This is a genomic window from Serratia sp. JSRIV001 (genome assembly GCF_019968745.1).
Classification (GTDB): domain Bacteria; phylum Pseudomonadota; class Gammaproteobacteria; order Enterobacterales; family Enterobacteriaceae; genus Chania; species Chania fonticola_B.
Window position 1 is genome coordinate 104,185 of sequence record NZ_CP074147.1, and the last position, 24,300, is coordinate 128,484.

At 55.9% G+C, this 24,300-nt stretch carries 18 protein-coding genes; 1 reads left to right on the forward strand and 17 read right to left on the reverse strand.

The annotated features are described in order from the left end of the window. Window positions 1–50: 50 nt before the first annotated feature. The 11 genes from KGP17_RS00410 to KGP17_RS00460 all read right to left on the reverse strand — a co-directional run bounded on the left by KGP17_RS00410 (window position 51) and on the right by KGP17_RS00460 (window position 16,393). A complete protein-coding gene (locus tag KGP17_RS00410; protein ID WP_223498686.1) occupies window positions 51–695 on the reverse strand; it encodes a hypothetical protein in 645 nt (214 codons plus the stop codon). Window positions 696–1,568: 873 nt separating this feature from the next. Continuing rightward, window positions 1,569–2,207 (reverse strand): hypothetical protein, encoded by a 639-nt coding sequence (locus KGP17_RS00415; protein ID WP_223498687.1) that lies wholly within the window; start codon window positions 2,205–2,207, stop codon window positions 1,569–1,571. Further along, window positions 2,197–6,126: an RHS repeat-associated core domain-containing protein gene (locus KGP17_RS00420; RefSeq protein WP_223498688.1), complete on the reverse strand. Its 3,930-nt coding sequence runs from the start codon at window positions 6,124–6,126 to the stop codon at window positions 2,197–2,199. The genes KGP17_RS00415 and KGP17_RS00420 overlap by 11 nt, the downstream gene beginning before the upstream one ends. 13 nt (window positions 6,127–6,139) lie before the next feature. Continuing rightward, window positions 6,140–7,273, reverse strand: coding sequence for a hypothetical protein (locus KGP17_RS00425; protein WP_179252652.1), 1,134 nt, complete (start codon window positions 7,271–7,273; stop codon window positions 6,140–6,142). Then, entirely contained in the window at window positions 7,273–7,989 is a 717-nt protein-coding gene (locus tag KGP17_RS00430) for a DUF4123 domain-containing protein (protein ID WP_223498689.1), read from the reverse strand. Before KGP17_RS00430 ends, KGP17_RS00425 begins: the two co-directional genes overlap by 1 nt. 30 nt (window positions 7,990–8,019) lie before the next feature. Further along, a complete protein-coding gene (tssI, locus tag KGP17_RS00435) occupies window positions 8,020–10,002 on the reverse strand; it encodes a type VI secretion system tip protein TssI/VgrG (RefSeq protein WP_223498690.1) in 1,983 nt (660 codons plus the stop codon). A 20-nt stretch (window positions 10,003–10,022) separates the two neighbouring features. Continuing rightward, window positions 10,023–11,768, reverse strand: a complete 1,746-nt coding sequence (gene tssF, locus KGP17_RS00440; RefSeq protein ID WP_209529077.1) for a type VI secretion system baseplate subunit TssF — start codon at window positions 11,766–11,768, stop codon at window positions 10,023–10,025. 18 nt (window positions 11,769–11,786) lie between these two features. Continuing rightward, complete coding sequence (tssG, locus tag KGP17_RS00445) at window positions 11,787–12,815, reverse strand: type VI secretion system baseplate subunit TssG (RefSeq protein ID WP_059199175.1); 1,029 nt, start codon at window positions 12,813–12,815, stop codon at window positions 11,787–11,789. Beyond that, a complete protein-coding gene (gene tssF, locus KGP17_RS00450; protein ID WP_223498691.1) occupies window positions 12,812–14,554 on the reverse strand; it encodes a type VI secretion system baseplate subunit TssF in 1,743 nt (580 codons plus the stop codon). Before tssF (KGP17_RS00450) ends, tssG begins: the two co-directional genes overlap by 4 nt. A gap of 24 nt (window positions 14,555–14,578) precedes the next feature. After that, window positions 14,579–16,039, reverse strand: a complete 1,461-nt coding sequence (tssC, locus tag KGP17_RS00455) for a type VI secretion system contractile sheath large subunit (protein WP_223498692.1) — start codon at window positions 16,037–16,039, stop codon at window positions 14,579–14,581. A 90-nt stretch (window positions 16,040–16,129) separates the two neighbouring features. Then, window positions 16,130–16,393 (reverse strand): PAAR domain-containing protein, encoded by a 264-nt coding sequence (locus KGP17_RS00460; RefSeq protein WP_037376478.1) that lies wholly within the window; start codon window positions 16,391–16,393, stop codon window positions 16,130–16,132. A 268-nt stretch (window positions 16,394–16,661) separates the two neighbouring features. Here KGP17_RS00460 and KGP17_RS00465 point away from each other — a divergent pair, with 268 nt between their 5' ends. After that, window positions 16,662–17,699, forward strand: a complete 1,038-nt coding sequence (locus tag KGP17_RS00465; RefSeq protein WP_223498693.1) for a virulence RhuM family protein — start codon at window positions 16,662–16,664, stop codon at window positions 17,697–17,699. A gap of 106 nt (window positions 17,700–17,805) precedes the next feature. Here the strand turns inward: KGP17_RS00465 and KGP17_RS00470 are convergent, their stop codons facing one another. The 6 genes from KGP17_RS00470 to KGP17_RS00495 all read right to left on the reverse strand — a co-directional run bounded on the left by KGP17_RS00470 (window position 17,806) and on the right by KGP17_RS00495 (window position 24,280). Further along, the gene (locus KGP17_RS00470) at window positions 17,806–18,912 is read right to left on the reverse strand and encodes a hypothetical protein (RefSeq protein WP_223498694.1); all 1,107 of its coding nucleotides are present in this window, start codon (window positions 18,910–18,912) and stop codon (window positions 17,806–17,808) included. Then, window positions 18,909–21,500 carry a fimbria/pilus outer membrane usher protein gene (locus KGP17_RS00475; protein ID WP_223498695.1) on the reverse strand — a complete coding sequence of 864 codons (2,592 nt, stop codon included), beginning with the start codon at window positions 21,498–21,500 and terminating at the stop codon, window positions 18,909–18,911. Before KGP17_RS00475 ends, KGP17_RS00470 begins: the two co-directional genes overlap by 4 nt. 61 nt (window positions 21,501–21,561) lie before the next feature. Further along, window positions 21,562–22,296 carry a molecular chaperone gene (locus tag KGP17_RS00480; protein WP_021807351.1) on the reverse strand — a complete coding sequence of 245 codons (735 nt, stop codon included), beginning with the start codon at window positions 22,294–22,296 and terminating at the stop codon, window positions 21,562–21,564. Further along, window positions 22,293–23,012 carry a molecular chaperone gene (locus KGP17_RS00485; RefSeq protein ID WP_059199169.1) on the reverse strand — a complete coding sequence of 240 codons (720 nt, stop codon included), beginning with the start codon at window positions 23,010–23,012 and terminating at the stop codon, window positions 22,293–22,295. The genes KGP17_RS00480 and KGP17_RS00485 overlap by 4 nt, the downstream gene beginning before the upstream one ends. A gap of 7 nt (window positions 23,013–23,019) precedes the next feature. Next, window positions 23,020–23,580, reverse strand: coding sequence for a fimbrial protein (locus KGP17_RS00490; protein ID WP_021807353.1), 561 nt, complete (start codon window positions 23,578–23,580; stop codon window positions 23,020–23,022). Further along, window positions 23,555–24,280: a molecular chaperone gene (locus tag KGP17_RS00495; RefSeq protein WP_021807354.1), complete on the reverse strand. Its 726-nt coding sequence runs from the start codon at window positions 24,278–24,280 to the stop codon at window positions 23,555–23,557. The genes KGP17_RS00490 and KGP17_RS00495 overlap by 26 nt, the downstream gene beginning before the upstream one ends. Window positions 24,281–24,300: the final 20 nt, after the last annotated feature.

A 24,300-nucleotide genomic window follows, 5' to 3' on the forward strand; every position in this document is an offset into this window, starting at 1 on the left:
GAGTTGAATCCCACCCTAATTTATCACACCGTTAATAGGCAAGTAAAAATTTAATTTTTATTCTTTAAATCATTAATTAACTCATCTGCTTTCATTTGCAGTTCAATTCTGTTGATATTAGTCAGTACAGGCTGAAGAATATAGTAAGGATGCTCATTAGTACATTTTAGACGATATGACTTCCAATCTCCATCGATTGGGAAAAATACTCTATAGTTACCATCAGAAACTCGGAGGTATCTAGCGTCCTTATCTTTACTTAATATTTTATAGCCACCATTACAATAAAAACTGTTAACCGTATCCATACTTAATGTGTTTTTTATAATAAATCCGACAATTACATTTTTGTTAAGAAAACAAAAAATCATTAAAATAAAAAAGGAGGCGGCCAAAGAAAAAACGATGGGAGTAACATCATACCTAACAAGAAAGAAATGCCGTTTCCCATTTAAGCTGTTTCTTCTTTTTAGTTTAACCTCTTTACCCTCATACATCAACATGGGTATTTTAGCTATGGCCATGAAAAAATATAAAACTATAAAGAAAAAAATTATTGCATATGCGAACACAGTTACTTTAGATGATGCCTCTAAAATTGTGATATCCATATAACGCATAACCCAATTTCTTGCTAAGGAAAATATAAAGAAAGAGATTACAACCCCAACAATACGCACAACCCAGAAAAACATGTTTTTTTCTTTAACTAAATAATCCGAAGAATTATTCATATACATTGAAATAGATATGGAAAAAGTAATTGCATAAAGAAATGAAAAGATAAAAAAGGCAGGTGATCCTATGTGTTCTCTATACTTAAAAACGGTTATAATGGTAAGTGTTAATAGTGATGATAGCAACGAATACAGTATAGATAAACTATATTTACTAAACCTTCTAATTACATTGACATTCTTTCTTTTATTTCTAAATCGCGCGCCCAAGTGCAATAAATTAGGTTTTATTATTAAGGAAATAATAATAGCAGAGCCTGTAAATATAAAAAATGGAATCACCGTTGAGTCAAAAGGAATCATGAAAACTAATGATAAAAAAATAAAACCCAGTGATATACATACACTGAATTAGATGGGCTTATTTTCTTCAACTTGATTAACATAATTTTTCTCCATGTCGTTTGCAAATTCCCATGTATTGAAATCACCCAATAATATCCATCAAGATAGGGTAATAACTACATGTTATTCCTTATAATACTCTAATTAGAAAAACCGTTGGTGAGGATAGGTATCTATTTTTATAACGGCATCATCGAATCCCTTTCCATCTTGTTTAAAGAGCCCCAACCAATCGGATCTCTATCAATATACTGGCAAGTTTGATCGGATCCCCTTTCAGATACCGGCCAACCCCAGATCATAATACCAGTCCTGCTCTCCTTATATGCATGCTTCCCCTGAAACTGCAGAGGTTGGTTAATTTTGGGGGCATCTTCGTGCCCCCCCTTCTCATCGATAAGTTGCGTCATGTCATAGGCATTGTACCGATACCGTTGCTGAAAATGGGAAAGGCACCTACAACTCCATCCATTTTATATAAAAACTCTACTCCCTTTTGATTTTTACAACTAACTCATCACTGTCAATATTATTAATGATGTATTGCTCTCTGAAAGCACTCTCAAAAAATAAGCCTGGCTTATTGTTTTGGACGAGATTTTTCGTCTCATCATTCAATTCTTTGACCTTATGTACAAACTCACTATATGAGTCTAAATAAATCGCATCATCAAGATAAAAATCCATAATCACCCAGTCATTTGATAAAAGGTACATAAAAACATTAATTTCAGGTAAAAGTTTCAATCCACCACCGATCTGGTAAACTCTGTCACCATCTGATAATTTGCAAGGCCAAGTCTTATAAACACTAGCTCGATCCTCTCTGCCTTTGGAATCAGAAAATTCCGCATCTCCGCCTTTGATATTTAAAAATTTAATCTTGGCTTTTTTTATTATTAAAAAACCATCTTCTACTAAATCATTGTTATGTGAAAAACCTTTATCTTTCAATATTGAAATAAATTCAGAATCAAGATTAAAGACAAAATTAATTAATGAAAGCTCAAAAAAACCACTCAGGTTATCAGTCAGTCCTGCATCAATATACGTATGTAAGTCACTTACACCAGTGTAATCAACTGCAACGTTAAACTTACTAGTTAAGTCTAATTTAATCATCATTTTTCTGCCTTCTTATGATAACTTCCGTCAGTGCTTTATTGTCTTTCATCAAAGTTCCATCTGATAGTTTATAGCCAGAAGAGTTAATGTCATTCTTGCTAACTAATGTAAGATTTAAGTCGTCTAGTGAATTAAGAGAGTTCCTAAAATACTTGTTTGCCTTGAGGTTTCCAACCATTCTAATTTCTCCATTCGGCGACAAAATTCTTAATACTTCTGGATTTAAAGGGTTGTAACCATATGGGTTATCAATATTAATTGAACTTTGAGAACCAGTCTTAACTTCTGGCAAGTGCATAGCATCGCCTTTATGAACCCCCGGAACAGTTGGATTCAAATCGATATTATAATAATCATCCAGTGGTGTCTGGCCAGCACCAATATTTATTTTTCCATCCTTTTCATCAGGCTTATTTTTGTAAAATGGTGGTTTGGGAGGTGCTGGCGTCTCCTTGAATAAACCTAGAGGATCCACCCAGCTAATCGGGTTCCCATCAACATATTGATAAGAGTTCAACCCACCATCGAGTTTTACCGGATCCGCCGTCAAATACCGCCCAATCCCCGGATCATAATACCGGTTCAGGTTGTAATACAGCCCGCTCTCCGCATCTTCGTACTGCCCCTGAAAACGCAGTGGGTTGTTCACCTTCGGTTGTGGGTGTTCATCCCGAGTATCCGGCGGTGTCCATTCCTCCGTCAACTGCCCATAGGCGCTGTACTGCCCCCGCCATACGGTGTTGCCCTGGCTGTCCGTCAGGCTGTGCGGCGTGCCAAGGTGGTCATTCTGGTACCAATAGGTCCTGACCTTCGGGCTGTTCACCCGTGATGAGCCTACTATCGTCGCCATCGGTCGGTGGCTGCCCGGCTCATACAAGAACGTCTGCCAGTGCTGTTGATTGTCCGTTTCCGCAATCAGCTTATTGCCCTGCCACAGGTATTCCGTGGTCTGGCCCTCTTCGGTTTTACTGGTCCGGCGGTTAAACGCATCATAGGTGTAGGTGGTTACTTGCCCGTGCGGATCGGTCCGTTTTATCAACCGGTGCCGACAGTCATAGGCGAAGGTGGTCACCAATTTGTGGGCCTTGCCGCGCCGCTCTACCGCCAGGTTACCAAAGCGATCGTACTCGAAGTGCCTGTCACCAAAAAACGCCAGCCGGTTGCCAGGGGCGCTGTCCCGCTCGCCATGTTCACTGACCCGGTTACCGGCCCCGTCGTACAGGAAGTTTTCCCCTGCCACGCTGTGCCGATCTATCGCCGTGTGGCTGCTAGGGAATTGGGCGCTCAGCAACTGCCCCCGCGCATCATAGCCGTATTCCCGTGGGGCATTGCCCGTAATGCTCGCTAGTTCACCCTGCGCCTGGTAACGGTAATGCTGCTCCCACAGTGGCTGTAGCCCCATCTCGCCGGGCCCCTGCAAGCGGTGTTCCACCATACGCCCCAGACTATCGTACTGGTAGCGGTTGACCAGCCCGTTGCCCTGCCGCCGCTCCTGCTCGCGCCCGGCGTTGTCGTGGTTGAACGCCAGCAGCGGCTGTTCGTTTAGCGTGATCCCCTGTACCCGGCCATGCTGATAGTGGTAGCCCAGTTGTTGGCCGTCCGGCAGTCGGCTGCCTTTCAGCAACCCGCTATGTGGATCGTACTGATAACGTTGCGTTGCCCACCCTTGGTGCTCTGCCACCAGGCGATTGGCGATGTCGTATTCCCAGGCCAGCGGCATCTGCCCGTCATTGACGGCAATTAACCGCCCCAGGGCATCATAGTCGTACTGCTCTACCTGCCCATCCGGCAGGGTCTTACGCAGCAGTTTTCCCTGCCAGTCTCGCTGGTAGGTTGTGACCAGCGGCTCCGCATCTGGCTGATTACCGTATTCTCGCTTTTCAATCAGCCTGTCGTTCAGATCGTACGCATACGCGGTTTTAACCCCGTCAAACCCGATCTCTTCACTCAGCAGCCCCGTCGCCGTGTAAGCCAGGCGGTAACTTTCCCCTTTCGGGTTGAGGATCTCACTGACCTGCAGGTGCGTGTTGTCGTAACGATACTCCAGCGTACTGCCATCTGGCAGGATCTTGCGCGTCAGCAGATGCAGGGGGGCTGCGTACTCGTAGCGGGTAACCAAACCGGCCGGATCGCGCGATTCGGTCACCTTGCCATAGGCATTGTAACGGTATCGCTGGGTGCGGCCGTCCGGCGTGGTCTGCTCCAGCAACCGTTCCAACGCATCCCAGACAAAATGGGTGGTATTACCTGCTTCATCGGTGACGGCGATCGGCTGGGTGCCAAGGGGGGTATAACGGTAACGGCGCACGCTACCGCCACTGGTGGTACTCTCCAGTAAACGCCCTACGTTATCCCAACGATACGTTTGTGTCACCCCGTCAGGATGGGTAACGGCGCGCATCTGCCCGTTCGGGAAATAGTCGTACTCAGTCACCTGTTCCCCGGGTGAGCGCGCCGCGTAGATATCCCCATGTTCATTAATGCTATTGAGCCACACTTGCTCCAGGCGGCCACTACCCTTGGCCACCCGCTTGAGCTGACCGTCCAGATAGGTGTAGCGCGTCATGCTGCCATCCGGGCTCAGTTCGAGCACTAGGTTACCCGCGTCGTCATAAAAATAACGGGTCTGCTGGCCCAATGCATCGATGGTGCTGACGCGTAACCCCTCTTCGTTGTACGTATGGCGGGTTTCCGCACCGTTCGCTGCCCGCCGGAAAATCAGCCGGGCCTGGCCGTCGTATTGATAGATCTCCTGGCTGCCGTCGCAGCGCCTTAGCGTCACCTGCCGCTGGTTATCGTCCCACAGGTAACGGGTATCTAACTGGGCGAAATTGCCATACTGACGGATACAGCGTGATGCTGGCCCCACGCCTTCCCAGGCCCAGTTAAAACAGGCGCCGCCCGCCAACTGGCGCTGTGTGATGACATGGGCCTCGTTGTACTGGTAGTGCTCTTGCTCCCCACAGGCGTTCAGGGCGCTGGCCAGTTGCCCGGCCGCGTTGTAGGTGTAATGTGCTAGCACTTGCTGCGTCACCCAGACCGCATCACGATAGGCCTCTTCACGGATCAGTGCCTGCAAATGGACCTGCGCGATGTGCGCCGAGTCATCATCCGTGTACTGGAACAACAACCGGCCCTGCGCATGCTGTAGGTGGATCAGGCGCTGCTGGCGATCGTATTCCAGTTGCAGACGGTTGTGATATTTGTCGCTGAGGGCGGTCAACTGCCCCCATTCTCCCTCACGCACAAAGGTATACACCCCTGCGCCACCGCCAAAGGTGAGGCTGTATTCGTTCTCGTGGCTACCGAGGGCCAGCACCGCGCCCCCGAGCACATTGGTCAGGATTGGGTGTTCGGCATTCGGATAGGGGAAGGGGGTCCGCTGGTTTTCATCGTTATGCCAGACAATGGTGTCGTCGGTAAAATGCAGGCGGTGGGAAAGGCTATGGCTCCAGCCGTACCCCAAACCCAGATCCAACTCACAGGCGCTGGTGCGGTAAAAACGCTGCCAGGTGAAGGGCAGCAGCCCCGGCAGGCTGCCTTCGCTGATCGTCAACAGTTCTTCGCCGGTGCACAACGAAACCGGATCGCCGTCCTTATCAGTGTGCTCGCTTCTTGGCGTCGCCTTGCCCTGCGGATTTTGACCGCTGCTGTTGGCTTGGGTGACCGGCGATTCAAACCTGGTTTCATGCAGGTTATTGGACCCAGTGGGTAGACTGCTCTGATTTTCCAGGCTCTTGCCCAAGCCAGCGGAGTCGATATTCGCGGTTTTTTTGATATTTAACGGAACAGCCCCTGCCCGAATAGGGTTCTTGGCCAAATAATGGGGGACGTGTTCATTGATCAGGGAAATGATTTCTTTTATCCCCCCCATGATCGCTTTCCCTGCACCGGCATTGGCACGAAATAACGGTTTCATTGACTCTCCTTGATTATCGGGCCGGGCTAATACCGGCTAAGCTATCCAACCCATCCAGGGCTAATTTGGCTACGGCACCGGGTAGCACGATGTAAAGCAACAGCATCATGACCAATTCGCCTGCCGCTCCCCCGGCAAAATCGGCGATCTGTTGCGGTGTCAGCAGGCAAAAGTAGCTGTACAGGGCGTGGGCACAGATAAACATCAGCATCTCATCGGAGAGGATCACCAACGTATCGGCAATCTCTTTTTTACCGGTGTCATACAGCTCTTTCATTTTATCCACCCCCTTTTTGCCGATATAAGCCAGCATGGCGTCCAGGTTCTCGCTGGTGACCCATTGCACGATCTTTTTGGCTGTCTCGTACAGTTCGAGGATTTTGTCGCGTAACCCGGCAAAAAACGCTTTGAACGCCTGGGTAAAGTCCACCTGAGCGCCTCTGTCTGTAAAATCCTTCCAGGCTGCCTGCTGGTGTGTTTTCCACTGGGTTTCCAGCAGGTTGGTACACTTGACGATCAGCTCGCTGTAGGATTCATCCAGCCGCTGGAGGTTACTTTCACTGCTGGCCTGGGCGTTGACGACAACGTGATAGGTATACGCATCGTCGCACTCGGGCAGATTAATGGTGGCCATCCCGTTGTCATCGAAAGCCAGGCCATCTAGCACGGTGATGTCCTCAAAGTCCGAGGACGCCATGTTGTTGTAATAAGGCCCGTACGCCTGGTTGACACTCATGTAGGCTATCTGCCGAAATTGCTCCGGGGTCTTTTTCTTACGTTTGATGATCTTGAAGGGCGAACCCGCGATTGGGATATACCCCTTGGCTTCAAAGGCGTGCGTCAGGGTAATGGGTTGATTAAGGGTGCACTGCATGACGCCGTTAAGCGTGCCCTTGTCTATCCGCTTGGTGGCAATGACAAAGTCCCCGACCTTCACCTCTTGATCCATCAACAGCAAGCTGCCCAATAGCGGAAACTCTGTCGTATCGTGGTAACGCGTCAGGCAGGATTTAAAATTGTTCAGCGTCTTCTGGAAAAGCCTCTCAGGGTCGATGGGGGCAGAAGGGATCGTCACCCGTTTGTTGTAATTCCCGTATGCGCTGCTGGTATACGTCGTCGAGTTGTTGCCATACCCATAATAACTCATCACTCACTCTCCAATGTGGTGACGATGCGAGCCATCAGCCCTTCACGCTGCCCATGGCTTTGCACCAGTAAATGTCGGATCTTCATCTCCAGTAAGGCAGGGGAAAAACGCCCATAGAGATCGGCACGGGTTACCTGCAATTGCTGTAATGCCTGGGCAATCACCGGCCCAGGATCCGTTTTCAGAAGTTGGTCAATCAGACGTTGCGGCACCTGCCACCAGGGGCTGACCTGGGCTTGCGCCGTGGGATCTACCGGGCAGGTAAGCACCTCGCCGTTTATCCAGTAATCCGAGAACACCGGCAGAACATCTATCCAGTGCTCTCCCATATAACGCAGGTGTGCTGGCAGAAAACGCCCATCCCAGTAGCGGAAAAACACCGCTTTACCCCCAGGCATGATCACCTGGGTCAGACCACGAAGATGGTCCGTAATGGCAACCTGCGGCAACGGTGAACGTGCCAACCAGCCCCAGTTGCGCAGGGGCGTTTCTGCCACCCAGCGCAGAAACGGGCAGCCGTCAGTGAGCGGCACCAGCACCGGCATCACCTCGAACCAGTTGGCATACGGCGTATTGGCATAAAGCCCGTACGGCGTGCGGCTTCCATCCTCCCGGTAATAGGCCTTGATACCTTGCGCACCGTTGGTATTGGCCAAGACGGCGTACAACGGCGTTCCCGACGTGTTTCTTGCCCAGTCCTGTACGGTCTGTTGCATCTTTATTCCTCCTTGACGATGAGTGGCCAATTAAATTGCGCACCCTTCCTCTTTACATTTCTCGCACTCTTCGCAATAAGGAGCATCACTACTAAGCACACCCTGCTGGATCAGCGTGGGAGCGGCCAACAAAGGCACCACACCCGGCATCTTCAAGTTGACGCCCTGACCGTTGCCCGCTGAACCGCTACCCACCTGCAACGACGACGACGTGAAAATGGCCCCCGGTGCCAGTTTGATAAAGCTGCCCCCGGCCTTGAGCGTCAGCTCACTGCCCGCCGAAAGGGTGATTTTGGCCCCGGCTTCAACCGATACTTCCTGCCCGGCCTTCACCACATAGGCGCTGCCGACCTGTAAATGCGATTCGCCATCGGCCAGTTCGGACTTTTTGCCGCTGGTGTGGAGCGTGAGTTCGCCCTTGATGCGGCTTTCCCGGTTGCCCTCGATTTCGCTCAGGCTGTTGCCGCCAATCTTGCTGCTCTGGTTGGCGCGAATGTCCCAGTGCGCATCGTTGTTGACCAGGGCCTTGAGGTCTTTCTGTGCGTGCAGGTAAATCTCCTCGCTGCCCGCTTCATCCTCAAACGACAGTTCGTTAAAGCCCTCGGCCTTGTGCGATTTGGTGCGCCAGACCGATTTGGTCTTGTTGGCCGGTAACGGGTAGGGCGGTTTGTTCAGGCCGTTGTAGTAACGCCCGCTCACCACCGGCCGATCGATATCGCCGTTCAGGTAGCTGATCAGCACTTCCTGGCCAATCCTTGGCAGCGTCACCGAGCCAAAGCCGTCCCCCGCCCACTGGTTGGAGACCGGTACCCAGCAGGAGGCTTTTTCATCCGCCGGGTCGTAACGGTTCCAGTGGAAATGCACCCGCACCCAGCCCAGTTCGTTGACGTACAGCTCTTCGCCCTTTGGCCCGACGATCGTGGCCACCTCGTCCCCATCGGCCAGCGGTTTGTAACGGTAGCTTGGCCGCCAGTCGATATTCCCCGGCGCAAAGGTCAGCGAGTTGGTGAAGGTAGTGCCGCTGCCGTTACTCTCTTCTTCCAGCGCGGCAGGCTGCTCCCCACGGTGGCTGACGGTGATCACCTGCCAGCGATCGTTACGCGCCTGCACCGGGTGGCCCTGCAAGGTAAAAATCGTGCCCGGCATCAGCCGGATGCTGTTGGTTTCTGCTGCGCCCTGTTGTGTGCCCGCTTGCATGGCCTCCAGCCGCACGGTGCTGAGCTGCGGCCCGGTCTGGTCATCCTGATAACGGCCATAGCTTTCAAATACCGAGTATTGGGTGGCTTCACCACCCAATGCAGGGTCGCTCTGCTTAAACTGCAGAGGATGGTCGGGCCGCCGGTGTTCGCGGTCCTTGAGCACGCTTTCCCGTGACTGCATGAACGCCCCCAGGGTCAGCCGATGGGCGATGTCGCCCTGGGTTGGCGACTGGATATGCGGGTTGAAGGTCAGCGGGATACCTTCCGTCATGCTCAGGTGCGAATCGCCATACACCAGTTCGTTATCTTCAAACCAGAAGCTGATCCCCACCTCGGCCATCAGCCGCAGGATGAAGTCCAGGTCGCTTTCACGCTTCTGGGTCACGTACTCACGCGGTGGATAGGTCTGTTGGATATGGCTCTGGTAAGGGATGCGGTGTTCGTCCAGTACCTGATTGACGATGTCTGGCACGGATAGGAAATGGAAGATCCGGCTGTCCTGTTTCAGGCTGAGTACCCAGACATCCGGGCGGATCACCGCCTGATAGTAGGTGCGGCGAAAACCGCTTTCTCCCTGAGTCAGGCTGGCGATCAGCCCTGGGATCGTGCGCTGTTCCTTGCCACTGACGGTGACGGTCAATGCCCCCGGCTGCAGCAACTGTGCTTCCAGTTCGATGTCTGACCGGGTGCTGACCAGGTTTACCGTCAAGGTAAACAGGGTCGACAACCCTTCTTCCAGGGTAAAACCGGCCACGTCAAAGGTGTCCGGAGGCAGTTCACCGAGTTGGCTGCTGAAAAATAATCCGCTGTCCATCGTTCACTCCTTGTGGTGTCTCACATCATGGCTCGTTGGCCGCGCGCCAGGGGCAATGCCCAGCGCCGCTGTGAAGGTTCGGTTATCACATCCAGCAGCAGGAAGCTGTTGGTGGTCAGGCAATGGGTAAAGAAGACGCTCAGCGCCGCCGCAAAGGTGTAGGCTTCGCCGGGGCTGTCGAACGCCTGATCGTCGAGCGTCAGGGTCATCTGCAAACCGCGCCGCAGCCGTTCCCCCATCAGGGTATTCACCGGTTCGGTCTTGACGGCGGTGATGCCCTCCACCGCCCGGCGAATGTGCCGGACTTGCGGCAGGTTATGTCGGGCGTGCAGGCAGAAATCGTCGATCGCCCGCTGCACCGTTTCCCGGTGGTTGAGGAGCGCGGGGCTGAACGACAGGCAGGCCATCAGCCGCCAATGGTGATGGCTGTCCACCACCGCCGGGTACGGGGTCGAAAATCTGGTGACGGTAGTGACGTCCAAGGTGTCGGTCACCGCCATGCCGAGTAGGAAAGGGGAGCCAAGCGGTAACGTGGGAGATTGCGCCGAGGTGGTGAGCAAATCGCAGACCACGGCCCGGCAAGGGGGCTCGGTCAGCGGCTCCCCGGCACTGTTGCACAGCACCAGTTCATGCTGCATCCGCCCCAGGACATCACCGCTGACCCGGACGGTGTAAAACAGTGCCAACGCGGCGTCGGGTGCATAACGCGATTCCGGCGTCAGTTCGCTGTCGGGCTGGAAGTGCACCCGTCGGCCCCGCCGCAGGGTATCCGGCTCTTCCAGCATGCTGACGCCGGTGATGGCATACACCCAGCGATCGTCGGCATACGGTAGCGGGTAAACGCTCTGCCCGGGTAGCAGCCGTATGGGGGCGCTTTTTTGTGCCGCCAGGCTGATCACCGGGACGCAGTGCAGCATAAAGGCCGACGCCAGTTGGGCCTGGGTGAGCGGGATCTCCCCGTTGAACGTGAGGATGACGGTAAAGGTGCGGCTTTTCCCCAACGTCAGCCCTGAGTGCATCGGGCCAAAATCCAGCGTCAGGAAATCATTCACATGGGGTAGGTACAGGTATTCGGCCAGGCTCTGCAGCGCCCAGGTGGTTTCCCCCTCGTGTGGCAGGATGCGGTTATCCGCAGTTGGCCGTGGGGAAGATAACACCGTCTCCAACACCCATTGTCGTCCTTCCACCTGTAGCACGGGCCGGTCCTGATGCTGTTCACACCACAGGGTCAGCGTCGCCGCCACCTGTGGATCGTCGCCCAGAAACAGCGACAGTGGCTGGGTTGGCCAAGTGTCACCCGGCCCCTGGTACTGAAACGTCAGGCGGATCTCACTGTGGGAGTTGGTGACCAGCAACTGCCGGTCAATCAGGGCCAGCGGCTGCAGCGTCAAGGCATGGCAGGTCTGGAACACCTGCGTACGTCCGTCGGATAACAGGGAGAGCGATTCTCCCGCGGGCAACGTCAACGGCGCATCCAGCGTACTGGCTTTGGCGCTGACGTTCACCACGCCACAGGCCGGAATAGGCCGCAAGGGGAAGGGCCAGGTACGCTCAAGATGCCCCTGTGTGACCTCGGGGAAGCCGTCCTCCAGGCGTTGGCGCAGCCCGGCGTTCAGCATTGCCGCCCCCTGGATCAGGCACTCCACATCCGGATCGCCCGCATGGCGGCCCAGTTGCGCGGCCAGTGCGGGTTTTTCCTGCCCCACCTTGTCCGCCAGCGCACGCAGGTAGGCATGTTCCTCTCTGAGATGATCGGTAAAGTTCATATCAATCCTTGACGTTGGCTACCTGCGCACAGGCAACAGGGTGTAGGGTTTCTCTTCGGGTTGCCCCACAAAGGTGGTCCACCCCAACTGGGTCCGCTGTGTGTCGCCGAGCTTCAGCCCCCCGGCCTGATGCCGTGCCAGCGTCAGGCGCAGATCCCAGACCAGCGGTTCGCGCAGGATGTACTCGACAAAATTGACCAGCAGGCGATGCTGCTTACCGTCAGGTAAAAACGACAGGTACTGTTCCTGCGTGAGCTCATTGATCGACAGCTGAAATTTGACGCTGCGATCGCGCATCCGGCTGCCGATCACAAAGTTGCCCCCCAGCAGCGAACGGGGTTGATGGCGTTGCCCGCGTACGGCGGTGACCTGCCCCAGGCGATTTTGCTGCTCGTCACTCAACGTCATGACGTGGGGCATACAAGACTGCACCGTCACGTCGGGGAGTGAAAAGAAGTGGCCGACCAGGCGGGCGATCACCTCCGGCGAGCGGCCCGGTGAGGCCAGCAGACCGGCGTAGGCCAGCATGGCTTCGGCGTTAATACCCAACTGCTCTCGCGTCTGCGGGTGGCCCAGGCCTATCAGGGCAAAAATACGCCCCGAGGTGGCATCGCGGCCCCCCGGTTTGAAAGTGATCTCATAGCGGTATTTGCGCCAAATCTGGTGCGCCAACGACAGGGGGCGATGGTTGAACACCGCCAGAAAATCGTTGAGCCGCGTTTCTCCCTGCGCCGTGCTCCCGGCAATGTCGTCCAGGTAGTAATAGGGCAAGGGCGACTGGCTGCCCTGCAGGCCCAGAAAGCTCACCTCCAGACGCAGCGGCCCACCCGGCTCATGTTGCAACGCCACCACATCGCTGGCGGCAAAGCCCAATCCCGCCGCGGCGGTAAAGCGCAACGCTTCCCGGTTCGGCGGCAGGCCGAGCGTACGGGCCGGATCGATGCCTGCCAGCCGGTTCAGCCCTTCCACCAGGCGGTAGAAGTCATACTGGCTAACGTTATCGGCGATAACCTGGAGCTGCTGCTCCTGCTCTGCACTAGGGATCATAGAAAGCGGTAAGACTCCTGATTATCTTGGTTAACCACGGTGAGGGTATGGAAATGGTTGACGCTGGCGCGCTGGGCCAGGAACCGTGCCAGTACCCGGCCATACAGATAGAGCTCGCCTTCCGAGTCAAACGCCCCTTGGAGCCGCACCGTAAGCACCGAGGCCAGGCCATCGATCGGCACACCGTCGATATGACGCTCAGCCGGGCGTACGGTCAGGCTGAGTAACCCCGCCCTGCGCCGCCGGGAGACCCCTGCCGCCAGTTCACTGTGCCAGGCGGGCAGATCGCAGGCGCTCAGCACCTGCCGCAGTGCCGTCAGCGTCAGCAGTGAGCGGCTGTTCAATGAGAGGTTGCGCAGCAGGGCCGCCTGCAAGGTGGCATCCAACCTTGGGCTCAGGGGGACCGACGGGCGGGTGATATTGTGTACGCGCACCCCTGGCGGGCAGCCGGTGGCCGGTTGGCGGAGTTCTCCTACTTTCAGGTGCAACGGCAAGCGACGGTGGCTGCACGTGAGCCGTACGGACACCGATTCCGGCGGCAGGTTGTCCAGATTTTCTCCGTGGCGGATCAACGCCAGGTGATGGTTCAAGCCCCCCACGGGCGACGAAGTGACCCGTACGTGGTAATACCCTGCGTCTTGTTGCTGGCTGAAACGTTCAAACGGCGCATAGCGGCGGGGGACATCACTCAGGGTTGATACGCCGGTCACTTCATCCACCGAGAACACGTCGTAATCCTCAGGATGGCGCACACTGGGGAATAACGGCAGCTCTGACTGCCTACCATTGAGGCTGATCCCGTCAGCGTAATGGCTAAACAGGTTGATGGCGGGCGTGCAATGCAGGCGCACCGTCTGGCGGTTGATAACCAGGGCCGACGGCAAAGGCCGGGAGAAGGTGAACCGCAGGGTAAAGCCGTGAGAGGCTGATAGCGGAGGTAGGCTAGGGAAGCCCGTCACGTCCATGAATAAAAAGGCGTTGGGGAAGCAGGCGTGCTCTTGCAGCAGGCGATAGCCGGGATCGGCATTCTGTGGCCAGGGCAGCAGGGCCTCTTCGTCGTTGAAACCGACCGGGGTGAGCGCCAGTTCAGGCAGCGGCCACGTCTTTCCCTCCACTTCCAGCGTGGCGTGGCTCAGGTATTCACTCAGCCACAAATGCAGCTGTTGCCCGGTGTGCAGGTCTTCCCCCAGATACAGCCGCAGGCCGTTCAGGGTAGTGAGATCCAGGGGCCGATCCGCCGTGGTGACCAGTTGCAGACACAGGCTGTCATGGCCGTGCCGTTGCTCGCGGCTTACCGCCTGCACCTGTAACGGCCACAGCCGGGTATCACGGCAGGTGCGGAAATGGCACCGCAGCGTTTCCTCACCGGTTGTCACTGGCAACGGAATACTGACCACCGTGGCCCCCTTGGCGATCTGGGGGCAAGCCTGCGCGGGATCCGACAGGTAATCCTGCTGCCATTCCAGTACGGTCATGCTGGGAGTGGGCCGCAGAAAATAGGGCCACAGCAGGGCCAGCATATGGTGGGTGAGGTGCGGTAGCTGGTCTGCCAACTGCCCCTCTAACTGCCCGGTCATCCAGGCCATCCCCTCCAATTGCCGCTCCACATCGGGATCGTGGTTGGGTGCGGTCAGGAAGGAAACCAGCGGGGCATGTGTTTGTTGCAGCACCTCGGCAGCCTGGTGTAGCGCTTTGCGCCGACGGGCTGGAGGGAATGGCCGATGTTTGTTCTGGTTCATGCGCAAGACTTCCTGTCTTGGAGGTTATTTATCCAGGCGCCCGGTCAAGGCGAGGACGAAGTTGGAGCCCATGTGTTTGAAATGCGGCTGCACATGCAGCTGTGTCAGATACCAGCCGGGATCATTCGCGACTTCCTGCACCTCAATACGTGCAGCGCGTAATGGGCGGCGGCTGCGTACGCTGGCTGGTGGGTTCTCCTGATCGGAGACAAAGCGTTTTAACCAGTTGTTGAGCTGATGCTGCAGGTCTCCCCGATTGCGCCAGCTACCCAGCCGCTCACGCTGCAGCACTTTGATGGTGTGCGCCAGCCGGGTAATGATAAACAGGTAAGGCAGTTGCGCCCCCAACTGGTCATTGATCCGGGCGTTCATCCCTTCAGGCGTGAGGTCGGTATATTGCGGCGACTGGATTGAGTTGGCCGAATAAAACACCACGTCCTGCCCTTGTTTGCGCACCCCAAGTGGAATAAACCCGGCCATCGACAAGCGGTACTGCCACTGGTCCGACAACAGCGTCTCGGTTGGGATCTTCTCTTGCCAACGCCCCAGCGCCGCATAGTAGCGAGCGGGCAGGTTACGGAACGCTCCGCCGCTCTCCGCCCCGATAATATTCGGGCACCAGCGATAACGGGCAAAGCTGCCCGCCAGGCAGAGCGCCAGTAAAAAGGCGCTGTTGCCCCACAGCAGGTGCTGATGTGTGGCAATCTGTTCCTGATAGACAAATTGCCGGACCTGCTGTGACGCCGGGGTATAAGGCTCACGCTGCAAAAAACGGCACACGGTCAGCCCCAGATAGCGGGCGTCAGGGGTAGCCCGGAGCGCCTGCCAGCGGATATGTGTCGGTGCAGCCATGACCGCATCCAAATCAAGAATGGCGGGCAGGTCGGCTAATGAATCAACGCCGAAGAAGGTGGCGTCTGCCGCCGACAGAAACGGCGCATGCGCCATGGCGCTGACCACGCTGAGGTAGTGCAGCAGTTTGATATCGGCGGCACCGGGGGTGAAATCATAGCAGCCAATCACCGCCGCTACCGGCACTCCACCAAACTGGCCGTAGCCTGCCGAATAGACATGCTGGTAATAGCCCGAGGAGGTAATGTCTGGGGAGAATTCGAAATCCGCCAGCAGCTCTTCCTGAGTGGCATGGAGGAGCGTCAGCTGAATGTTCTCGTGAAACGGGATGTTATCGACCAGCAGGGCCAGCCCGCGCCAGGTTGATTCCAGGCGCTGAAACGCCGGAGCATGCAGGATCGCATCCATCTGGGCACTCAGGCGCCGATCAAGTTCCCGCAGCAGGCGATCAATCAGCAGAATATTGAGAGTGACGCCACGACCTTGTTCCGGCAGGGCGCGCAGCAACAATGCGATGTCCGCGTGGCTCACCGCAAATTCACTGCCGTTCAGCGTCGCAAGCAGCCCGGCGGCAAGTGAGGTGCGCGGTGGGAAAATGTCTGAATCGGTCTGTAGCGTATCTAACGTAGCCACGGCATCCTTGCTCCCTGGTAAAGCGTCTTGTCCATTATTTTGCGACTCTGCCGGTTCTGGCGGAGTGATTAGCGCTGAACGACGTTGCCGTCAGGCATTACATTCATGTTGTGAAGCAATCAGAGCGGCCCCGCAGGCGGTTTTCATGCCTTCCAGCGCCACTGGCACCCCGCCGACCAGCGCGGTTTCTGCACCACTGACAATCGGAAAGACCCCTTTGCATTGCGGGCAGGACACCAAATGCCCTACCAGCGCTACGTTTGTTCCGCAGAACTGCATCATTGACGATCCCTGTAACACGACCCCACCATGAGAGGTTTTGTCGCCTTGTAAAATCACGGCCTTCCCTGCCATACGCCCACCATAGTTAGTATTTTCTTATCAGATTACAGGATGTTTAGAATGGAAAAAAGTTGAAATATAACGGTGAGTAATGAATCTGTGAGCAGCATAGGAATAAAGGGGATCTTTTAGCATCAATCTGGGGGCATTGATGAAGCGTTTATTTGTTTCTGCGTGACTGCCCGCAAAATAAACGCCATTCGCGTAATGAGCCTCCATCTGTATATCTGGCATACTAAGCGAATGGCCGTAGTGTCAGTCAGATAAAAACGGAGGCTGCATGACAAATGAACATTTACCTCTGGCTCCTGTCGGGGAATTTCTGCTGTTTAAAAGTGCAGATGGGAGTACCCGGGTTGAATGTCGGTTTGAAGCGGAAACCCTCTGGCTATCCCAAGCGTCGATGGCCGAGCTGTATGATAAAGACGTTCGAACCATCAATGAACACCTTATTAATATCTACAAAGAAGGCGAGCTTGAGCAAAATGCAACCATCCGGAAATTCCGGATAGTTCGTCAGGAGGGTACTCGCCAGGTCTCCAGGGAGATCGAACACTACAACCTTGAGGCCATACTCGCCGTTGGCTACCGCGTCCGTTCAGCCCGAGGCACCCAATTCCGTCAGTGGGCCACCCAAACCCTCCAGGAATACCTGATCAAAGGCTTCGTGATGGATGACGAGCGGTTGAAAAATCCGCCCGTTGGCGCATCGGCTGTGCCTGACTATTTCGACGAGATGCTGGAACGCATCCGCGATATCCGCGCCAGCGAGCGCCGGGTTTATTTGCGGGTGCGGGAGATCTTTGCGCTAGCCGCCGACTACCAGCCCTCACTCAAAGAGACCACGCAGTTTTTTCAAACCATCCAGAACAAGCTGCATTTTGCCTGTACCGGCCATACCGCTGCAGAACTCATCCATCAGCGTGCCGATGCCAGCCAGCCTCATATGGGGTTGAGCAGCTATAAAGGTGAAGAGGTGCGTAAAAGCGATGTGACGGTGGCGAAAAACTACCTCAATCAGGACGAAGTTGGTGAGCTCAACCGCGTGGTCAACATGTGGCTGGATTTTGCCGAAGACCAGGCCCGGCGTCGCCAGCAGGTGTTCTTGCGTGACTGGCAGGAAAAGCTGGATCAGTTCCTGCAATTTAACGACCGCGATGTGTTACAGGGCGCAGGTAGTGTCAGCAAGAAAGAGGCAGATGAAAAAGCACAGGCCGAATATGTCCAGTTTGCCGAGCAGCAGCGCCGTTTAAAAGAGGCCGAAGGGGAAAAGGATATTGCCGGTTTGCTGCAGTTAAAAACCGACGCTAAAAAGTAGTCTTGAATGCCCTGGAATTTTGCAAAATTTGAATGTTCGACCTTGTTAACCCCAAACCGCTGGACGGCTGGAAAACTACCCAACCGTCTGCAGCGCCAAATGCGGCTCAGTTAAACGTCACCAGCATTTCTGTAGAGGCAGTGACCGCACCGAATGGCACGCTACTGCCTCCTGAACACAGTCGCCAGGTGAGCTGATTGGTCAAGGTTTTGCTGCTTTCTGCACTGGTGATACTGCCCAGTTTTATGAGGGAGTTATCAAAGCGCAAGCCGGTTGTGGCCTTGCAGTCGCCACTGCCGGTCACCCCGTTATCAATTTCCCCGGTGATATAGCCTCCCTTCTGGTTTAATGCCAGCCGTGAGGGTGCACTGTTGTACAGACCGCTGATGGCGCGGAACTGCAGATTGATATTGGCATTTATCTGGTCAGTAGGCTGCCCGCAGGTGGCAACCAGTTGCACGGGCTTCACCGCCAGTTCTGCATTGGCCTGGGTATTGCGAATGACCGATCCGAAGTTAATGGCCGTCGGGGTATTCACACTACATTCCAGCGTGGAGATGCGCAGGGAAATATTGGTGGGCAGTATAGAGGTCCTTCTATCCCCTGAGGTAGTGGCGGAAAAGCTACCAAAATACATGGGGGGAACTGAACCCTCTCCAGCTTTTTGGCTGCCGTCTGCCACCAGTACCCAGGTGCCTGAGAGCGTCGCCGTACGAGTACCGGAACTTGAGTAAAATGTATCATTCGACGACATGGCAGGGGGCAGGCACCATGTATAGTCTGGCGGTGAGGTAATATTCCCTTGTGACGTTGAGGAGCCTCTGGTTTCTGGCTGGCCAATGGTGCCAGTCAACTTCCCCTGTGAATTGTTACTTAGGGTATAAGTGGCGCTACCCGAGGCCCGAGGCATCAATCCGACTCCAGGTACCCCGGTCAGCGGGAAGGCCAAATAGCCACCAATGCTTTTCAATTCATTTGAGGCCATACACCGGGTCATTGACTTGGAGACTGACAAGAGTCCGTATATGGGATCAAGTTTCGGATGATCGAGAGGGCCACTTAATGTCGCGTTAAACGGCATGCCCTCCCATAGGATCCCCGTGCCCTTGCCGATGGTGATGGTTTCCGCCAGAACGGGGGCCGCAAGGGGCATCATTAACGCCATGCTGGCGATACCGCATGATGCGGTCTTTATTAATCGTTGTTTAATCACTGTCCTTCCTCACATTGCACATTCAGCATGCGCACCGGATTATTTGCTGATACTGCTGCCTTGCTCAGGCTGAAGTGGGCCAGGCACTGCTGTGCAGTCCCACGGCCCCACGCCGCGCGCAATTTTCCCTGTTCCGGCAACCCGCTCAGGTAGACCTGGCCGGCATCACCCACGATGCCGCTGTTGATCTCCGCTCCTTCCCCGGCCAGTGTCACCAGCGTGCCGAAGGGTACCGGCATGCCAGCCTGGGTCAGGGTTATCAGCGCCTGATAGCCGGTGCGTGGCGTAAACGTGGCTGCTACCACCGCCCCTTTGGTGGGATAGACATTGGTGCTGCTCTGCGGCAGGTCGACATCTTCCGGCAGCGTCGACGGGTTCAGGCTCACCGTGTTGTTTTGGTAAGGCGACAGGTACGGCACTACCGCATAACCGCGACTGTCGGTACGGACTCCGCCGTTCATCACACTCACCCCGGCAGCGCCCGGTGCGCGGACCACGGCCACCGAGGTGCCCAGTTGCTGGCTTAGCGTCACCCCGTTGGGGTGTACCACCAGACCCCCGTTACCACTCACATTCAGCGAGTTATAGCGGCTGCTGTGGCTGTACCCGGCGCTGACCATGCCCTGGCTCCCCTGCCAACCCAGATTCAGGTTGCTGGTGCTACCCCCGTTGCCACTCTGATTGTTGTTACTCCACCCCTGCATCAGGCTGTAGGACAGGCGGTCTTCCGCCGCCGAGCCGCTCACCCCCACTTGTTGCCGTACACGACCTTCACTGTCGTGCGTCATCTGATAACTGGCGTAGCTGCGGTTGAGGGCGGGTTGCGCGCTGAACAGGCTGAAGGGTACCTGCATATTGAACGCCAACTGGCGGTTCTGCGGCCAATCCCCGTCGGATTTTATCCGGTCAACGCTGTAGGCCAGGCCATAGCTCACGCCGTGCCAACTGCCGTTGTAACCTGCCGACAGGGTATTGTTCACCCGCTCATCGCCCCAGTAATCACTGCGCGCACCCGACAGGTACAGCGATCCAAAATCCCCCAGTTGCTGGGTTACCCGCACCTGGAAATCCGAACGCTGTCGGGCCAGTGCCCAGGGCACCTGGCCTTCACTGAGCTGATAACCGCTGTTGTTGAAGTCGGCAAAGTTGTAATAGTGCCGGGTGGAGTAACGATAAGCCGTCAGGTCCACCGAGGTGCCCGTGCTGAGCAGGCTTTTGGCATAACGTACCCGGTATGACTGGCCGCTCTGTCTTTCGTCATACATACGGGCCGATGAGAGGGTCACGTCTGCCGACATGGCGCCGAAATCCCCCAGCGAAATCCCGCTGCCCGCCACCGCCGAGGCGTATTTCTCCGCTATCAGCCCGCCGCCGTACAACGTGATGTCATGGGGCAGCCCGTAAATCAGGGTGCCCAACGCAAAATGGGCCTCTCTGGAGCCGGTGGTGATGCCGCCGTTGTAGCGCCCAGCGGTCAGTTCGTACTTCAACCCACCCGGACGTTGCATCACCGGCAGAGCCGAGAAGGCCTGGGTCCAGGTACGTACGCTGCCATCCGCTTCGGTCACCGTGACCGTCAGGTCTCCCCCTTGTCCGGTCTGGTACAGGTCATTAATCCGAAACGGCCCCGGGGCGACATACGCCTGGTACACCACGTTACCGTTCTGGCTGACGGTCACCCGGGCGTTGCTCTGTGCAATGCCGCTGATCACCGGGGCAAATCCCCGCAGGCTGAGCGGCAGCATGTCTTCGCTGGAGCTCAATTTCACCCCACGAAACGGAATGCTGTCGAAAACGTCATTGCCGGTGTTGTTTTCCCCAGCCAGCACATCCGAACGCCAGGCCTGGATATCGCGTTGCAGATAGGTATTTGAGAAACGGGTTTGCTGGTTGCTTTGCCTGTCGGCATAGCCACTGCGGCTGTTATTGTAGGTGTAGGTCATGTCACTGCGCAGGCGCCAGGCCTGCCAGTTTAATCCGCTGTGCAGCCCCAGGAACAGGTTGGTCTGTTCGCTGTTGGATTGGCCCCACTGTCCGTCCTGGCGGCTGCGCCCGCCGTTGAGGGTATAGTTGAGTAAAAACGCAGTCATGCCCTGGTCCCATAGCGCAGGGTTTACCACGCTGCTGGCGTCTGGCTTCATCGCCACCTGGGGAATGCTGAGTTCCAGGCGCTGTTGCTGAAAATCAAAGTGCACCCTGGCATCAGGGATCAGGGTGGCCAGGTCACGGACTGGCTTGTCGACCGGCAATCCGCCAAAAGCGGGCAATGCGGGGGTATTGATCCCCATCTCCGCCAGGAAGGCCGGAGTCAATTCCGCGCTGACCTGGCCCTTGTCACCTGGGGTGAATACGACGCGGTATTGGCCACGCTCGCTGCGGTTGACCAACACCGTCACTAGATAAGTCCCCGGCGGGGTCTGTCCGGCGCTTTCAAACGCACTCAGGTCGGTGACGGCTTCCAGGCCACCACCCAGCGACAACAGCGCCGGGTCAAAGTAGTCGCGGCCCCAGGCTGGAGACGTGCCTGCAATCAATGCGCTGCCCACCAGGAGTGGGGAAAGCGCAAGGGCAAGAGGGTGAATTTTCATTATTATCCTATCCGTCTGAAAGAACGTGGCTCCCCGTAACGAGCCAGGAAGGGAGAAATCGTCAGTCCTGTTGGGCAACCGGAGTATCCCAGCCATCTTCATCGATCAGCTGCCAGCTGACTTTCCCGCTCGCGGTGGCGGGCAGGGTGTAAGACTGCTTGCCGAAAGGGGGCACCATCAGGCGCAGAGCCGGTTTGTCCAACGCCATATTCCCCACCGACAGGCGGGAGAAGGTGAGCCAGTAGGGGGTCGGGTTGGTGGCTGTCAATTGGTCGCCTGCCCGGCTGAAGGTCAGCTTCGGGGCCATGTCTGCCACAGCGCGTTTCACTAATCCCGCCGGGCGGTAAAACAGTTTGATATTGCTCACGACCGTCATCACCATCTGCTTACCGTCGGGTTGCTGAGTGGGCAGCGCCTTCATGGAGATAAAAAACACCGATTCACGGTCGTTAGGCAGCGGCATATCGTTGCGCCGGATTCGCAGCGCCAGTTCACCGTTCGCTTCCAGGCGAGCCAGCGGCGGCGTGACAATAAACGGCATCACTGGGGTGCCATGCCAGCTCAGATCGACGTCCCCGGTGGCCGGATCGACCGGGCGGATCCATGACTGCATCAGGTACGGTGCCGGGCTTTTGTTGTAGGCGGTCAGCGTTACGCCCTGCTTTTCGCCCTCCGGGTAAATCACCCGCAGCACGTAAAAAGAAATCCCCGGCGAGGCGTTGTCCTGAGCCTGTGCCAGGCCCATTTTGTTGACCAACAGGCATAGGCCCATCAGAAGATAAATCGGGTATTTCATGGTGTGGTCTCCGTGGAGGCTGAGCCTGTCTGCTGGCAGGACTTGGAGAGTCCGCCATAGTCGGTGAGCGTCTGCCAGGCCACCTTATTCACCGGCCCGTCAACGGCCAGGATGATACTGCTGTGCGGAGGCACCATCGCCGGTTGCTGAACTAATGCCACGGTATGCCCGTCAACGGCCAGCATCCCCAGGGTCTGAAAATAGCCAGTGGGATTAATGGCCCGCACGCCGTGCGCTTCACGCTTGAACGTCAGCAGGCATGGGGTGTTGTCCGCAGGTAACGCCAAACCTTGCGGGCGATAAAACAGCTTGAGCACGAAACGTACCCCAACTGACAGCCGATCGGCCGCCGTTACGGGTTCAGCCTGTGCAGGAATGGCCGAGATAGAGAGATAAAACAGCGATTCCTGGTCGGAGGGCAGCGTGGCGTCCTGCGGCAATAGTCGTAGCAGTTGGCGGCTATCGCCTTGCAGCGAGAACAGCGGTGGCGTAACGATAAACGGCGCGGGGGTCGTATCGTCCAGGCCGTTCTGTACTCGGGCTTGGACCAGATAAGCCTGTTGCCCGCTATTGCTGACGGTGAGGGTTTGCGCTTTATCCGCGGCAGAAAAAATAACGCGTGTCTGCCCCAGGCTGATGCCGCCGCTCCCGGCCTGTGCAGACAGGCTGAAAGTGAGCAGCAGGCTTGATAGCACCTGATGAAATTGCTGTGTCATCGGGCCCTCACTGATAGAGAAACGTAAACATCAGCGTGGCCGTCACGTCACCGGTCGCAACCGTGGCACACCCGGTGCTGCCGCCACAACTGGCACCGGCATAAAAGGTGAACGCCTGGTTGACCGGTATCTGTCCGGGATTAGCCAGTGACAGCACGCTGTTGTTTTTGACTTCGGGCTGGCTGTAATCCGGCACGGTGGCACTCTGGATCACCAAAATCCCGGTATTCGCCGCCGATCCGGCATTGCGAAACAGCCATTTACCGTCTTGGGTGGTGCCAGTGCCGGCGATAGTCACGACAGGTTTAAGGCTGCCGCCCGCTGAACCGGTGCAGTCCTGCACGGAGAGGGTAAAGGGCTGTGGAGCAACCAGCTGGTTTGGGCGCAGCTGTGATTTAGCGATGACACCCAAAGGCAGAGTGCTTCTATCCAGGCTGAGCGTGCAGGTGCCATTGGTTAGCACGGCTGAGAAATCCAGCGTTACGGCCTGTACCGGGGCGGATACCGCTCCACCACCTGCCAGCACTACAGCCAGCACGGCCTTAAGGTAACGTTGCGCTGAACGCATCGGTGCCTCCGGTATCATTAATGGTCTGCCACTGCACCCGCTTGCCGGTTGCCAACGGTGTTTTAACCGGCCAGATATGGTTGCCGAAAGGGGGGATCATGAGTGCAGCCGGCGTGTCCAAAGCCAGTTGTTGCCCATTCACCGTCAAGCCGGCCAGGCTGACAAAATAGGGAGAGGAATTGGTCACCTTCAGCCCCCCAGCCACGCGGGAGAACTGCAACTCTTTTTGGGCGGCGGCAGAGGAACCGCTCAGGCTCGCAGGCCGGTAGAACAGCTTGATAATGTTGCCCACGCCGAAGCGCAGCTGGGCCTGCACGTCATTACGCTGCTGAGTCGGATCCATTTGCGTACTGGTTGGAATAGCGGTGGCATGCAAATAAAACACCGACTCCCGATCGCCGGGTAGCGGCTGGCCGGTAAAGGCGATACGTAACTGATTGGTGCTTTGCGGTTCCAGACGGAACAGCGGCGGCGTTACGGTGAACGGGGCCGTGGTCTGTGCATCCTGTTTACCGCTGACAGCCGTTTGCACCAGATACGGTTCGTGGTTAAGGGTGTTGCGTACCGCGACGTTGATACTGCTAGCCCCTTCAGGGTAAATCAGGCGTGTGGCATTAATGCCAAACCCGGCGGACCAGCCTGCCAACGGCGTACCCAGCAGGGCCACTAGCAGCGAAAACAGGGAGATAAAGCGCGTCATATTGCGGATCCTGAAAAGGC